The organism is Bacillus sp. RIT 809 (assembly GCF_016892495.1).
Lineage (GTDB): Bacteria > Bacillota > Bacilli > Bacillales > Bacillaceae_G > Bacillus_A > Bacillus_A cereus_U.
Window position 1 is genome coordinate 24,361 of the sequence record NZ_JAFEMR010000009.1, and the last position, 14,336, is coordinate 38,696.

Genomic DNA, 14,336 nt, shown 5'->3' on the forward strand with positions numbered 1-14,336 from the left:
ATCGAGCTTATGAAAACGGAATGAGGTAGGGGGACTAAAATGAAGCACATTTCAATTTTAATAGCTGATGATGAAGCTGAAATTGCTGATTTAATTGAGATACATTTAGAAAAAGAGGGTTACCACGTCGTTAAAGCAGCTGATGGAGAAGAAGCCATGCATATTATTCAAACTCAACCAATCGACTTAGTGGTTTTAGATATTATGATGCCGAAAATGGATGGATATGAAGTGACGAGGCAGATTCGCGGCAAGCACCACATGCCAATCATTTTCTTAAGTGCGAAAACATCTGATTTTGATAAGGTGACAGGTCTTGTGCTAGGCGCAGATGATTATATGACGAAGCCTTTCACACCGATTGAATTAGTCGCACGTGTAAATGCACAATTACGCCGATTTCTTACGTTAAATCAACCGAAAGTAGCGGAGAATAAATCTGCTTTAGAAATTGGCGGAGTCGCTATTGATCCTGAGCGAAGAACAGTAAATGTGTACGGAGAGCCAATTGAATTAACACCAAAAGAATTTGATATTTTATATGTATTAGCAAGTCACCCGAAGAAAGTGTACAGTGTGGAAAATATATTTCAGCAAGTATGGGCTGAAGGGTATTACGAGAGTGGAAATACAGTTATGGTACATATCCGTACGTTGCGGAAAAAACTTGGAGAAGATAAAAGAAAGAATAAGTTAATAAAAACAGTGTGGGGAGTAGGGTAACTAACTGTTACGATTTATTTAACCAATTATAACTAAAGTTAATTAAATATATCAGTAAGCCCTGCTAGTCAAGTGATTGGCTAGTAGTGAGGGTTAACTGCGGGCAATCCCTAAAGCTGATTGAACTACAACGTGGCCAGAAATGGTGAGCGTGAATGTCGCGAAAGCAGAAAAAATCAATCAGATGGTGCAAGGTTAAATCCTAAACACTAGAACAATGGGTCTTCCGCCTCGAATCATCTAAGTCAAAATGGATAAGATGAACGTTCAACGACTATCTCGTATAACTGACGAGAGTACATCACAAGCCTATGGTGGTGGAAAAATCCTCTATCTTTAAGTAGATAAACATATAGTCTGCGCTCATGTGAAAACATGAGAAGTTCATAAGAGAACTGGCTAAGGAATTGCGCCCTTAGTTGAACAAGATAAATTTTATTGAATCTATCAAACTTTATTGAATTCATCGAACGTACGTGCTATGTTAGATTCAATGAGGTGAGAATAATAATGAAATTTTCACGAGTTAGTCAAGTATCAGAATTAACAGGTTTGCATCCGAGTAGTCTTAGGAGAATGCTGGTGGAACACGCTACTATTCAGAAGAACAAATCTTTCATTAAAGGAGTTAAATTCTGATGATATTGGCGAAGAAAGTCAGACTGATTCCAACGCCTGAACAAGAAAAAGTGCTTAGAAACCATGCTGGTGCTGCAAGATTTGCTTATAACTATTGTAAAAGAATGAGTGATAGATACTATAAGCTATTTGGAAAATCTGTTTCACAGTTAGCTTTACAGAAACGATTTACAAAGATCAAGAAGCGAAAGCGATATGAGTGGTTACATGACATCAACGCACAAGTTCCTAAACAGGCTTCAAAGGATTTTGACAAGGCGCGAAAAAATTCGTTCAAAAAGTACAAAAATGGTTATCACACTTCTTATAAATCAAAAAAAGATTTAATCCAAGGATTTTATGCTAATTATGAAAGGCTGATTATAGGAAAGAAAGTAGTTCATATTCAGTCTATTGGAGAAGTGAAAACGAGCCAACAACTACCAAGAAACAAAAAGTCATTCAATCCAAGAGTTACCTTTGATGGTCGTCACTGGTGGATTAGTGTAGGGTTCCAAGAAGATTTTGAATCCCAAGAACTAACCAATGAGTCGGTTGGTGTGGATGTTGGTTTAAAAGAGCTGTTTGTAGCTTCTAATGGTACGAAAGAACGAAATATAAACAAAGATGCTAAGGTTAAAAAACTTTTGAAAAGGAAAAAGTCAGCGCAAAGAGATATGTCTAGGAGATTTAAAAAAGGTGTAAAAATTCAGTCTGCCGGATATGAAAAAGCTAAAACTGAGCACCTGCGGTTATCTAGGAAAATTACGAATATCCGAAATAACCATATCCATCAAGCAACAGCTAAATTGGTGAAAACCAAACCAATGAGGATTGTTGTGGAAGACTTACCTATCTCAAACCTGTTAAAAAACAAAAAACTATCGAAAGCATTTTCATTTCAAAAATTACACTTCTTCTTTCAATGTTTATCATACAAGTGCGAGAAGTATGGCATTGAGTATGTAAAAGCTGATAAATGGTTCGCCTCAAGCAAGATTTGCTCATGTTGCGGAGTAAAATACGACCATTCAGTTCAACCAGAAGGACAGTGGAGTTTAAAAATACGTGAGTGGTGTTGTGTTGGGTGCAATAGCCATCACGATAGGGATGTAAATGCTTCGATAAATTTATCAAGATGGGTAAAATAAATGCTTGATAATAGGAGGTAACGATACTGCCTCGTGTGGAGTGTTATACCCCTCGTCCCTTCGGGGTTGCGAGAACACGATGAAGCACTAACTTGTGTAAATTTGATTGAATTGTATAGATTTAGTTAAGTTTATCGTATCGGTATACTTTCAATGGCTAAAAAGATGAGAAGCTTTCGCTCGAAGATGGTTATGCTATTTGCGTTAAGTATGATATTTGCTGGTGGCGTAACGTATATCATTTATGAAGGATTACGGATTTATTATAAATTAGTTGTTCGTTTTGAAGATCCATTAGCCCAATTCCGTTCAATGGTAAGACAAATTGGGGATGTTAATTTCTTTTTAATTATTTTCATCCCGCTATCCATTATGTTTTTCTTCTTCCTTACTAGACCGTATTTAAAATATTTTGATGAGATTTCAAGCGGGATTCATCATTTGGCGAACGGAAATTTTTCAAATGAAGTGCGAGTGTCATCAAATGATGAGTTTGGATATATCGCACGTGAAATAAATGTAGCGAGTGAAAAATTAAAGGAAGCAGTAGAACGAGGAGACTTTGCAGAAAGTAGTAAAGACCAGCTCATTGTTAACTTAGCTCACGATTTAAGAACGCCGTTAACATCTGTTTTAGGTTATTTAGATTTAATTCTTAAAGATGAGAATTTGACGAAAGAACAAATTAAACATTTTTCCACAATTGCTTTTACGAAATCGGAAAGGCTTGAAAGCTTACTTGATGAATTATTTGAAATAACGAGAATGAATTATGGCATGTTGCAGCTGGAAAAAAGACCAATTGATATAAGTGAATTACTTATACAGTTAGAGGAAGAATTGTATCCGTTATTAGAAAAAAAGGATTTAGAGGCGAGATTGAATATGAATCCGCATTTACCTATTAATGGTGACGGAAAATTATTAGCACGAGTATTTGAAAATCTTTTAACGAATGCAATTCGCTATGGGTATGATGGAAAGTTTGTTGATGTGAACGGATATATTGATCGTGAAGAGGTAGTTGTACAAATTATAAATTACGGAGATAGCATTCCAGAAGAAGATTTACCGTATCTTTTTGATATGTTTTATACAGGTGATAAGGCAAGATCAGAGCAGCAAGGTAGTACAGGCCTTGGGTTATTTATTGCGAAAAATATTGTCGAGCAGCATAACGGTACCATTTCTGCTGAAAGTAATGTAATTAGAACGATATTTGAAGTGAGATTACCAAAAGAAGAGAATCAGGCGATTTAATAAAAATTTAAACTTTACCCCACTTTTTATTTTAATAGTTTTTTCTATTCTATACGTAAGTTACGTTAAGGAGGAACTAGAAATGAAAAAGTGGGTATTTATTTCTCTTTTTATATTATGTACAGTCTGTGTAGGCTTTTATATATCACCATTATTTCAAAAGGATATCGATGTTAAAATTGCAGAAAAAGATAATAAGGTAAAATCGGCGAATATTGAAAAGGTAGAGGTTACAAAAGAAGAGATTTATAAGGGAAATCTATTATTAGTTAATAAAGATTACCCAGTTAAAAAAGATAGCATTAGGTCCGACATTATAAATGTAAATCACAATAGTGAATTAGTAAGAGGTTATGTGGTATTTGATAGAAATCTTCGTTTATCAAAGGATATTGTAAAAAAGTTTTTAAACGTTGTCGATGCAGCTGGCAAAGATGGAGTACAGCATTTCTTAATGAGTAGCGGGTATCGAGATTTTAAAGAACAAAGTAAATTATATAAAGAAATGGGATCCGATTATGCACTTCCAGCAGGATACAGTGAACATAATTTAGGATTATCACTGGACGTTGGGTCCACTCAGAAGAAAATGGAGAAGGCTCCTGAAGGAAAATGGATTGAAGAGAACGTCTGGAAATATGGATTTGTTTTACGTTATCCGAAAAATAAAAGTAATATTACGGGTATTCAATATGAGCCATGGCATATACGCTATGTAGGCTTACCTCATAGTGCGATTATGCAAAAAGAGAAAATTACATTAGAGGAATACTTGGACTTTCTAAAAGAGAAAAAAGAGATCTCAACGGATGTGGAAGGTAAGAAATATACGGTTTCTTATTATAAAGTTTCAGATCGTATGAACGTGAATGTTCCGGTGAATAAGCAGTATGAAATTTCGGGGAACAATATGGACGGGGTTATTGTGACGGTTCAGGAATAGGTGTTTCTTTGAAGTAAAGTTTGATTCTCCCATGATAACGTTTTGTAATGGGAGAATCAAACTAGAGGAACAGGTACAATTTTTAATAATAGAAAAAGTAATCTTTATATGAAGAATATTTTAATTAACATCTTCTCAACGGCTTTCATTCAGAGTAAAAAAGGTTGGAGCCTCATCAATATTCTTCAGCCATATATATTCTTGACCATGTAAACCATCCTTCACCCAGACATCACCTTTATATACATTTGTCTTCTTACGAAACCAAGTAAGATAAGATCCAACAACTTGAGGATCTTCATCAAGTTCATTCTTTTTTGGGAACGAGATTTGTTTCTGTTCTTCTGTTTTTATATTAATAATATAAAGCGTTGTGATCATCGGCGGAACAGGCCCTTCCGTCCATTCTTTGTTCTCCTTTGCACGAGCCACAATCACTTTGTCTGGTGAGAACCATTCCAAATCAAGGTCTACATAACCTACAGGTGTGTATTCCTTTTGTTGCTTTGATGTCAGTATATCTGCAACTGTGGTTTTCTTATTTTCAACAAAAAATCTTCCTTCTCCTGAAATATAGGCCAGTTGATTGGCTGATGGAGCCCACTTCATCCAGTCTTTGAACCCTAGCATTTTACCTATAACTTGAAAGTGTGCCCCTTTTGATGATATGACACATAACGTATTGCTATCCATTGCCCAGGAAGCAGTAGGGATGGCTAAAAAACTAACCCACTTTCCATCAGAACTCCACTTAAAATAGTTAGTACCAATCGCAAATAAATCAGTTTCATTTGTTCGAATGGTATAAAAAGGTTTTATTTTATCTTTAGCAAGATTTGCATCTACTGGAATTCTATAAAGTGGGATTGGGCCCCATCCAGTAGGACGCAAGCTGGAGTGTGAGGAAACGATAAATTCCTTTCCGTTCGGAAACCATTCGAAATCACTAACCCCAAGTGATACATTTTCAAAACCTTGCGGGCGACCATTTTTTATTTTTGTAACGTTTAATAAACCTTGGTCAGTGTAGGCCAATTGATTCTTGTTCGGTGACCACTTAAAGTCAGATGTTACGACCCTTACGTAAGGCTGATAGTTTATTTTCTCCTTAGTATCATAAATGAATAGGTTAGATTTTTCACCCTTTTCATCACTATCAATATAACCAATAAATCTACCATCATAAGACCATTTTGGAGAATACACATATTGATTCTTTGTGATTTGTATTTCTTTAGCACCCTTTTTAATCCATAGCTGATGGTCACGGATAAAGGCAGCTGTTAGTGGGGTCTCTGCACTGACGATCGTTGATAATTGAAAACTGATTAAGATTATAAATAATAAAATCCGAAATCCCAAGAACATCCCTCCTACTTATAGGTTGTCCTAATATTTAATGGAAACTCCCATCAAGGTGCTCCTTGTAATTTATAATCAGCTTTGGTTATTCTGCCCCGTTAATTTAAGTATGTTTCTTAACAATCGTCTTTAACAGAAATCCCTAATTTTCGTAGTAAGTGTTTTTCTACAAAATGGGCTAGCGGTAAAACTTTATTTCAAATTCATAATAGAGAAGGAGGCAATACATAATTAAACATTATAACGTTATATTTACTTTTCGTTTTTTTCGTGATACTCTAAATATGTGAAAGAGATATAAAAATGAAACTTTAATGTAAGCGTATTCTTATGGCTTCTTATAGAAAAGGGTGGAAATACAATGACAGAACGATTCGTGCTACGTAATGTGAAACGTGTGAACGGGGAAGAGGTTGACATTGTAATTGATAATAATAAAATCGCACAGGTGACGAAAGCGGGTTTTGGCGAAGGTGGAAAGGTTCTTGATTACTCGGGTACTTACGTATCGAGTGGCTGGATTGATTTGCACGTTCATGCTTTTCCAGAGTTTGATCCGTATGGCGATGAGGTGGATGAAATTGGCGTTAAGCAAGGGGTAACGACAATTGTTGATGCGGGAAGCTGCGGGGCTGATCGTATTGCAGATTTAGTATTAAGTAGAGAACAGGCAAAAACGAATTTATTTGCCTTTTTAAATATTTCTCGCATCGGTTTGAAACGAATTGATGAATTATCCAATATGGAATGGATAGATAAAGAGAAAGTAATAGAAGCAGTAGAAAAGTATAAAGATGTAATCGTTGGGTTAAAAGCGAGAATGAGTAAAAGTGTCGTTTGTGATAGCGGAATTGAACCGCTGCACGTGGCGCGCTCTTTATCTCGTGAAACATCATTACCGATTATGGTACATATCGGTTCAGCGCCTCCACGTATAGAGGAAGTTGTACCTCTTTTAGAAAAAGATGATGTCATTACACATTACTTAAACGGGAAAGAAAATAATTTATTTGATGAAGAAGGAAAACCGCTACCTGTGTTGTTAGATGCAGTGAAACGCGGTGTACATTTAGATGTTGGGCATGGTAATGCTAGCTTTTCTTTTAAAGTAGCAGAAGCAGCGAAGCGTCACGGCATTGCGCTTAATACAATTAGTACAGATATTTACTGGAAGAATCGTGTACACGGTCCAGTTTATAGTATGGCTAACGTTCTTTCGAAATTCCTTTACTTAGGTTACACGCTCGAAGAAGTGATTGATGCGGTTACGAAAAATGCAGCAGAATGGCTTAAGAAACCAGAGCTTGGCCGCATTCAAGAAGGGGATATTGCGAACTTAACTTTGTTTACGGTTAAAGATGAACCGATTATGTTAATTGATTCAGAAGGGGATCAGCGCATTGCTGAAAGAAGAATTGATACGAAAGGGGTTGTAATCAATGGGTCATTCATTGAATGCTAAGTATGGATTAAAAAGAGTTATTAATGCGAGCGGTAGAATGAGTATTTTAGGTGTATCGGCTCCGACAAATACAGTCATGGATGCGATGAAACATGGTGGACAAAATTATGTAGAGATTGCAGATTTAGTAGATAAAGCGGGAGACCATATTGCTAGCATTCTAGATTCAGAGGCAGCAGTTGTTGTGAACTCAGCATCGAGCGGAATTGCGCTTTCTATCGCTGGTATTGTGACAGGAGGAAATCGTCGTAAAAGTGAACGGCTTCATCAAGAGGTTATTGCGAAAAATGAAGTGATCATGCTGAAAGGTCATAACGTTCAATACGGTGCTCCTGTTGAAACGATGATTTATTTAGGCGGCGGTAAGCTCGTTGAAGTAGGTTACGCAAATGAAGGGAAAGCAGAGCATATTGAAGATGCGATTGGTGAAAATACAGCAGCTATTCTGTATGTAAAATCCCATCATGCAGTGCAAAAAAATATGATTTCTGTTGAAGAAGCATGGGAAGTTGCACAGCGAAATAATGTACCACTTATCGTTGATGCGGCAGCTGAAGAAGACATTCAAAAATATGTGAAGTATTCAGATCTAGCAATTTATAGCGGTTCAAAGGCGATTGAAGGACCTACTTCTGGTATTGTTGGCGGTAAACGAAAATATATTGAATGGCTAAAGGTGCAATTACATTGCATTGGAAGAAGTATGAAAGTTGGGAAAGAGACGACTTTTGGCTTACTTCAAGCGCTTGATGAATACGGAGTGAAAGAAGATAAGAGTGAACAAGAAAAAGAATTGTTGCAAGTACTTATGCCGCTGAAAGAGTTAAACGGTGTAAATGTAACAATCGTTCAAGATGAAGCTGGAAGATCGATCTTTAGAGCGCGTATTCATATTAACGAGAACGAATTAAATAAAACTGCAAAAGATGTTGTGACCGCGTTACGCGAAGGGGAAATCGCAATTTACACACGTGATTACGGAGTAAGACAAGGGTTCTTTGATATCGATCCACGTCCACTTCAAGGTGATGATATACATGTGATTGAAGAAAAAATGAGAGAAATTGTAGGGGGAAACTAAAATGACAAACATTCAAAAACGTTTTTATAAAGGCCGCGTAGCATTAAATGTATTAGCGAACAATATCGAGAATGCGAAAAACATTTTTGAAGCAGCAGAAGGTTATGTAGTAGTCGGCGTGTTATCAAAAGATTATCCGACAGTAGAAGAAGCAGTTACAGCGATGAAAGCATACGGAAAAGAAATTGATGACGCGGTATCAATCGGACTAGGTGCTGGAGATAATCGTCAAGCGGCGGTTGTAGCTGAAATTGCGAAGCATTATCCTGGTAGTCATATTAACCAAGTGTTCCCTTCAGTTGGGGCAACGCGCGCAAATCTTGGCGGAAAAGATAGCTGGATTAATAGTTTAGTATCACCAACAGGAAAAGTAGGTTACGTAAATATTTCTACTGGTCCAATAAGTGCAGCTGGAGAAGAAAAGGCAATCGTTCCAATTAAAACAGCGATCGCACTTGTACGTGATATGGGCGGAAATTCATTGAAATACTTCCCGATGAAAGGTTTGGCTCACGAAGAAGAATATCGCGCAGTTGCGAAAGCTTGTGCGGAAGAAGGATTCGCATTAGAGCCAACAGGCGGAATTGATAAAGAAAACTTTGAAACAATTGTACGTATTGCGCTTGAAGCAAACGTAGAGCAAGTTATCCCGCATGTGTACTCTTCTATTATTGATAAAGAAAATGGCAATACGAAAGTAGAAGATGTACGCGAACTATTAGCAGTAGTGAAGAAGTTAGTTGATCAATATGCGTAAGAAAATTGCAGCGTTCGGCGAAGTAATGATGCGCCTGCAAGTACCAGGATATGAATTGTTGTCGCAAGCTAATACGCTAAATTATTCTTTTTCAGGTACAGGCGTGAACGTTGCAGCGGCCCTTTCTCATCTAGGGCATGAAGGGTTTCTTGTTTCAACTTTACCGGAAAACTCGGTTGGAGATGCTGCGGTATCGCACATTCAAAAATTAGGTATTCAGGCACCGTTTATTTCAAGAGGCGGTAAATATGTTGGCATGTACTTTTTAGAAAATGGATTTGGCGCACGTGCAAGCCGCGTTACGTATTCCAATCGTTTAGAAAGTAGTTTCAACACAGCATCTGAAGAGATGTACCAATTTGAAGAAATCGCCAAGGAGATTGATATCGTTCATTTTTGCGGAATTACACTTGCGATGAATGATCCTGTGCGTCATCATATGAAATCTTTAGCGAAAGCAGTTAAGGCAAACGGAGGTACTGTTGTTTTTGATTGCAACTATCGTCCATCGCTTTGGGGAGAAGATGGGTATGAACAGGCAAAACCGCATTATGAAGAAATGCTAGGCCTTGCCGATATTGTAATGATGAATGAAAAAGATGCGATGTTTGTTCTCGGAATGAAAACAGAAGAGACTGATCGAGAAGCACAACTTGTTGACCTTATTCCAAAAGTGGCTGAAATATATCATATCGCTACAATTGCTGGTACTCATCGATCTATTAATAGTGATAATACACACTCACTTCGTGGATTCATATGTAAAGATGGAACGTTCACTTTTGCAAAAACACTTACGTTTTCTGTATATGATAGAATAGGTGCTGGAGATGCTTATACGAGCGGAATTATTCATGGCGAGATAGAAGAGTTTGCACCAGAGAAAGCTGTTTCATTTGCGTCAGCAGCTGGAATGCTTGCACATACAATCGTCGGTGATACGCCAATGTCATCAGAGAAAGATATACTTCGGGCAATGACGGCATCAGTAGGTGATGTAGAAAGGTAGTGGGTGTAACGGTGAACGTAACGAGGAAAAAAGGACCATTATATTTACAAATTAAAAATATTATTCGTGATCGAATATTACAGGGCGTTTATGCGATTCATACAAATATTCCTTCTGAACCACAATTAGAAGAAGAGTTCAAAGTGAGCAAAATTACAGTTCGAAATGCGATTAAAGAACTCGCTCAAGAAGGATATTTAGAAAAGAAAAGCGGTAAAGGAACGAAGGTCATCCGTAATACTTCTGCGACAAAGCTTTCGAAGGGTAAAAAATTTACTGAAGTGTTAGTGGAAGAAGGATATAAAGTACAAAAGAAATTGTTAAAGGCAGAAGTAGTTCATAATGAAGAGGGAACAGTGCCGTTTCGATTATTCGGTAAAGAGAGTTTTCGAATTGAGCGTCTATACGCTTTAAATGATGCCCCGTACATTCATTATACGCACTATTTTTCAGCGCGAATGGCAAGTACAGACTTATCGGACTTTGATTTGCAATCGCTTTATGATCTAGTCGAGGAACAAGGTATACATTTAGAAAATTTCAGAGATGAATTCGCTGTTGGATTTGCACCTAGCTTCGTTGCGGAAGCGTTAGGGGAAAAAGAAGAGACAGCATTATTAAAACGTATGCGTTATTCTTACGATGAATTAGGCGAAGTAATTGAATATAGTGAAGGCTACTACAATACGGAAATGCAGCATTATGTAGTTAATTATGATATATAGAAAGTGAAGAGGGGGAAGTACTCCCTCTTTTTTTGTGTGAGATGGCATGTTGCTTTATATTTTTACTGAACATATTTATAAAAAAACAGGAGGTGCCTTGTTAAAGGTATTTCCTGTTTTTTTTAGCCCATTTCTCAAAACAAGCCCGTTTTTAGGAATGCCAAGCTTCCTATTTGCCCTGAAAACATAATATAAATGGAATCCCCTCATTTAGAGCAAGTTGAACTTGTTATGAATGATACTAAAGGAGGAATAGAGTAATGAGCGAAAAGTGTGAACACAGACATGATGATTGCGACCGTAGACGTGGCTGCGGAGGCGGTTTTGCGCTTCTAATCGTATTGTTTATTTTATTAATCATTATCGGTGCTAGCTGCTTCGGCGGAGGCGGTGGTTGTGGTTACGGCGGTTATGGTGGCTATGGCGGCTATGGCGGCGGCTATGGTGGATACTGCTAATTATTAAAAACTATTGAAAATGGCCTTGTGCAATACGCACAAGGCCATTTTATTCATGTTCTAATATGCTGTGATAATTTATTGATGTAAAGAGAACGGATTAAGAAGAAGAAAATAATCTCGATAATCCCGAACAAAGTAAGTATAATCACTAATTCTTTTAATAAAGAGAAAGAAAACATGCTTTGTAAAAACTGAATCGCAAATATTGTATGAATACCAGCAACGATATAAGGAATGAAAAATAAAATTCCTAATTGAATTGTTGCAGAACGAAACATTTCTGATTCTGTTAAGCCGAGTTTTGTAATTGTAATGTACTTTTGTTTTTCAGTCGTTAAGTCGTTATACATACGGAAGTATAAAACACTGGCTGCCCCGATAAAGAAAATAAAGCCGAGAAATGTCCAAATAAAGAAAGTAGCAATTGAATTTCCTTTACTGTAGTTTAGATCATCAGCAGCTGTATAAATATCAAATGGGGCGTTAGGAGCCAATTCTGGATCTTTATATGCCTTATAGAAGCTATCCGTATCATTTCTAATATGTTTTAACATATTTTTCGTCGGAACAATTGCATTTTCCCAGTTTTCAACGAAGTAGTTATAAACTATGGTCGTTTCAATATGAGGAATCATATTATCAAATACATAATCTTGTACAACAATTATATGTGGGAAAAGAAAGGATGGTTCGATCCCTTTATTAATAAATCCTTTAATATGAAATTCCTTTTTATTAGATCCGAGTGTAATTGTATTTTGTTTTGCAAATGGATTTGATACAAGATTTAAGAGTTCTGGCGAGTACCGAGAAATAATATAAACTTGTGTAGAATCAAGGGTTATTTCCGGTCTCTTTAATTGTTTCGCAAGTGTGTTATAGTCACTCATTTTCATAAGAGTAATGTCTTCTTTTAAAGCGGTATCTTGCAATACTGCAAACTTATGCTTATTGTATTGAAAATTAGCATTTGTAAGCTCCGTTTCAATTGTAGCAATGTGCTTTTGTTCAAATGGATTTTCACCTTTGGACGTATATGTGAAGGGGAAAGGATATTGTTCTACTATCGATGCTTTCGTATTATTATTAGCAGCAAATAACCCGGTAATAATTGTAAATGCAAGTGCTGACAACATAGAAACGATAAAGAGCACATTAATATTACTACGTGTACGGCTAGCTAAATCTGAAATCCATAACATGTTTATTTGTTTCATATAAAACTTTCTCCGCTTTTTTAAAATAAAAATAAGGAGAAGAAATGTTTGTGAAAAGAATAAATATGTGCCGACTATTACGAGCGGTAAAATAGATAAAATAATAAGGTATACAGAGCCGTTTTGTGCATTTTTTTCTGTTACGTAGCCTTGTGGATAACCGGCGATATAATAGCACAGCCCTAAACAAATTAAGGCAAAAAATGAAATGAGTATAGACGGCCTTTTTTCGTCTTTTTCCTTTTTATTATTTTTAATTAATCGAGTTGTTTTCCGAGTGCGAATGAACATCGGTGTAAATGTAGAAACGATGAAAAATAAAATAATAAAAGTTACTGTTGTAACGATAATAGCTTCTGTTGGCCAATATAAATAGAGGCCTTTTGCATTTGTTAATTTAGAAGTAACGAGTAAGAAAAAGTTAGAAAATACAAGACCGCCTTGAATACCTGCAAAGATAGCGAGCATTCCGATTATCATGTTTTCAGTAAACAAAAGACGCTTTAATTGTTTTTGAGATATACCGAGAACAGTTAAAATGCCAAATTGTTGTTTCCGTACATTTAAAAATGTTCCGATAGAATATAAGAGAAAGAAGAACGAGAACAAAACGATAACAAACTGTGCCATGCCAGCTAAGTTCATGAGTGGATCTCGTTCTTGTAATTTATTCATAATTTGTAATCGCGGATGATATGCGTATACAGTAAATGAAAAGAAAACCATAATGGAAAACGCACTGCTTACAAAATAAGCGAAATATGCTTTAGAATTACGTGAGACATTTTTAAATGCAAACTGCCAAAACGTCATCCACGTCTTCCTCCTAATAATGCTAAAACATCTAATATTTCTTGATAAAACTTCTCGCGATATAATCCGCGGTGTAATTCGTTGTAAAGCCCACCATCTTTAATGAAAATAACTCGGTTACAATAACTTGCTGCAAACGGATCGTGAGTAACCATTAAAATTGTTGCATCTTCTTCTTTATTTAATTTCGTAAATAATTCCATTACATCAATTGCCGCTTTCGAATCTAAGTTTCCTGTCGGTTCATCCGCAAGTAGAAGTGATGGGTGATGAATAACAGCACGTGCTACTGCGGTACGTTGTGCTTGTCCTCCAGAAACTTCAAAAATACGCTTGTCCAAAATATGATCAATTCCAAGTTTTGTTGAAATGTTATCGAGCTTCTCGTCCATTTCTTTCAAAGGGACATTATCTAACGTTAAAGGCAGCACGATATTTTCACCGATTGTTAGTGTATCTAATAGGTTAAAGTTTTGGAAAACAAATCCTAACTCTTGGCGACGGAAAATAGCAAGCTTCTCTCTGCGGAACGTGTGCGGTTGTTTTCCATTAATAATGACTTCACCAGAAGTAGGTGAATCAATTGTAGAGATAACGTTTAAAAATGTAGATTTCCCGCTTCCAGACGGCCCCATAATTGCAACGAATTCACCTTTATCTACGTGTAAATTTATATTTTTTAAAGCAGTATGAGGGACTTTTCCTTCATACACTTTTGAGACGTTTTTTATGTGTAATACTTCTTCCATAATAA

Annotated in this window: 13 protein-coding genes; 10 read left to right on the top strand and 3 right to left on the bottom strand. The window is 36.5% G+C overall.

Going from position 1 to position 14,336, the window contains the following annotated elements; all coding sequences use genetic code 11:
• The first annotated feature begins 39 nt into the window (after positions 1-39).
• The 4 genes from JTF23_RS11565 (at position 40) to JTF23_RS11580 (ending at position 4,695) form a co-directional block, all read left to right on the top strand.
• Positions 40-723, top strand: a complete 684-nt coding sequence (locus JTF23_RS11565; protein ID WP_204208794.1) for a response regulator transcription factor — start codon at positions 40-42, stop codon at positions 721-723.
• A gap of 638 nt (positions 724-1,361) precedes the next feature.
• On the top strand, positions 1,362-2,492 hold the full coding sequence (locus JTF23_RS11570; RefSeq protein WP_204208795.1) for an RNA-guided endonuclease InsQ/TnpB family protein: 1,131 nt from the start codon (positions 1,362-1,364) through the stop codon (positions 2,490-2,492).
• Between the two features lie 153 nt (positions 2,493-2,645).
• Complete coding sequence (locus tag JTF23_RS11575) at positions 2,646-3,752, top strand: HAMP domain-containing sensor histidine kinase (RefSeq protein WP_204208796.1); 1,107 nt, start codon at positions 2,646-2,648, stop codon at positions 3,750-3,752.
• A gap of 82 nt (positions 3,753-3,834) precedes the next feature.
• Positions 3,835-4,695, top strand: coding sequence for a D-Ala-D-Ala carboxypeptidase VanY (locus JTF23_RS11580; RefSeq protein ID WP_002160065.1), 861 nt, complete (start codon positions 3,835-3,837; stop codon positions 4,693-4,695).
• A gap of 135 nt (positions 4,696-4,830) precedes the next feature.
• On the opposite strand, the gene JTF23_RS11585 is transcribed toward JTF23_RS11580, so the two are convergent.
• Positions 4,831-6,057, bottom strand: coding sequence for a translocation protein TolB (locus tag JTF23_RS11585; protein WP_204208797.1), 1,227 nt, complete (start codon positions 6,055-6,057; stop codon positions 4,831-4,833).
• A 361-nt stretch (positions 6,058-6,418) separates the two neighbouring features.
• On the opposite strand from JTF23_RS11585, the gene JTF23_RS11590 reads away from it, so the two are divergent.
• The 6 genes from JTF23_RS11590 (at position 6,419) to JTF23_RS28320 (ending at position 11,549) form a co-directional block, all read left to right on the top strand.
• Positions 6,419-7,519 (top strand): amidohydrolase/deacetylase family metallohydrolase, encoded by a 1,101-nt coding sequence (locus JTF23_RS11590; protein ID WP_204208798.1) that lies wholly within the window; start codon positions 6,419-6,421, stop codon positions 7,517-7,519.
• Positions 7,497-8,600, top strand: a complete 1,104-nt coding sequence (locus tag JTF23_RS11595; protein ID WP_002112526.1) for a DgaE family pyridoxal phosphate-dependent ammonia lyase — start codon at positions 7,497-7,499, stop codon at positions 8,598-8,600. The genes JTF23_RS11590 and JTF23_RS11595 overlap by 23 nt, the downstream gene beginning before the upstream one ends.
• 1 nt (position 8,601) lies before the next feature.
• The gene (dagF, locus tag JTF23_RS11600; RefSeq protein WP_002160070.1) at positions 8,602-9,357 is read left to right on the top strand and encodes a 2-dehydro-3-deoxy-phosphogluconate aldolase; all 756 of its coding nucleotides are present in this window, start codon (positions 8,602-8,604) and stop codon (positions 9,355-9,357) included.
• Entirely contained in the window at positions 9,350-10,366 is a 1,017-nt protein-coding gene (locus tag JTF23_RS11605) for a sugar kinase (protein WP_204208799.1), read from the top strand. The genes dagF and JTF23_RS11605 overlap by 8 nt, the downstream gene beginning before the upstream one ends.
• The gene (locus JTF23_RS11610) at positions 10,366-11,091 is read left to right on the top strand and encodes a GntR family transcriptional regulator (RefSeq protein ID WP_204208800.1); all 726 of its coding nucleotides are present in this window, start codon (positions 10,366-10,368) and stop codon (positions 11,089-11,091) included. Before JTF23_RS11605 ends, JTF23_RS11610 begins: the two co-directional genes overlap by 1 nt.
• Positions 11,092-11,351: 260 nt before the next feature.
• Entirely contained in the window at positions 11,352-11,549 is a 198-nt protein-coding gene (locus tag JTF23_RS28320; protein WP_204208801.1) for a YjcZ family sporulation protein, read from the top strand.
• Positions 11,550-11,602: 53 nt separating this feature from the next.
• On the opposite strand, the gene JTF23_RS11620 is transcribed toward JTF23_RS28320, so the two are convergent.
• Positions 11,603-13,582: an FtsX-like permease family protein gene (locus tag JTF23_RS11620; RefSeq protein WP_204208802.1), complete on the bottom strand. Its 1,980-nt coding sequence runs from the start codon at positions 13,580-13,582 to the stop codon at positions 11,603-11,605.
• Positions 13,579-14,331, bottom strand: coding sequence for an ABC transporter ATP-binding protein (locus tag JTF23_RS11625; protein ID WP_002112520.1), 753 nt, complete (start codon positions 14,329-14,331; stop codon positions 13,579-13,581). The genes JTF23_RS11620 and JTF23_RS11625 overlap by 4 nt, the downstream gene beginning before the upstream one ends.
• Positions 14,332-14,336: the final 5 nt, after the last annotated feature.

What these genes read in the sequence shown, in the direction of transcription:
- JTF23_RS11565 (WP_204208794.1), top strand. Translation starts at nt 40, where the DNA reads ATGAAGCACATTTCAATTTTAATAGCTGATGATGAAGCTGAAATTGCT.
- JTF23_RS11570 (WP_204208795.1), top strand. Translation starts at nt 1,362, where the DNA reads ATGATATTGGCGAAGAAAGTCAGACTGATTCCAACGCCTGAACAAGAA.
- JTF23_RS11575 (WP_204208796.1), top strand. Translation starts at nt 2,646, where the DNA reads ATGGCTAAAAAGATGAGAAGCTTTCGCTCGAAGATGGTTATGCTATTT.
- JTF23_RS11580 (WP_002160065.1), top strand. Translation starts at nt 3,835, where the DNA reads ATGAAAAAGTGGGTATTTATTTCTCTTTTTATATTATGTACAGTCTGT.
- JTF23_RS11590 (WP_204208798.1), top strand. Translation starts at nt 6,419, where the DNA reads ATGACAGAACGATTCGTGCTACGTAATGTGAAACGTGTGAACGGGGAA.
- JTF23_RS11595 (WP_002112526.1), top strand. Translation starts at nt 7,497, where the DNA reads ATGGGTCATTCATTGAATGCTAAGTATGGATTAAAAAGAGTTATTAAT.
- dagF (WP_002160070.1), top strand. Translation starts at nt 8,602, where the DNA reads ATGACAAACATTCAAAAACGTTTTTATAAAGGCCGCGTAGCATTAAAT.
- JTF23_RS11605 (WP_204208799.1), top strand. Translation starts at nt 9,350, where the DNA reads ATGCGTAAGAAAATTGCAGCGTTCGGCGAAGTAATGATGCGCCTGCAA.
- JTF23_RS28320 (WP_204208801.1), top strand. Translation starts at nt 11,352, where the DNA reads ATGAGCGAAAAGTGTGAACACAGACATGATGATTGCGACCGTAGACGT.
- JTF23_RS11620 (WP_204208802.1), bottom strand. Translation starts at nt 13,582, where the DNA reads ATGACGTTTTGGCAGTTTGCATTTAAAAATGTCTCACGTAATTCTAAA.
- JTF23_RS11625 (WP_002112520.1), bottom strand. Translation starts at nt 14,331, where the DNA reads ATGGAAGAAGTATTACACATAAAAAACGTCTCAAAAGTGTATGAAGGA.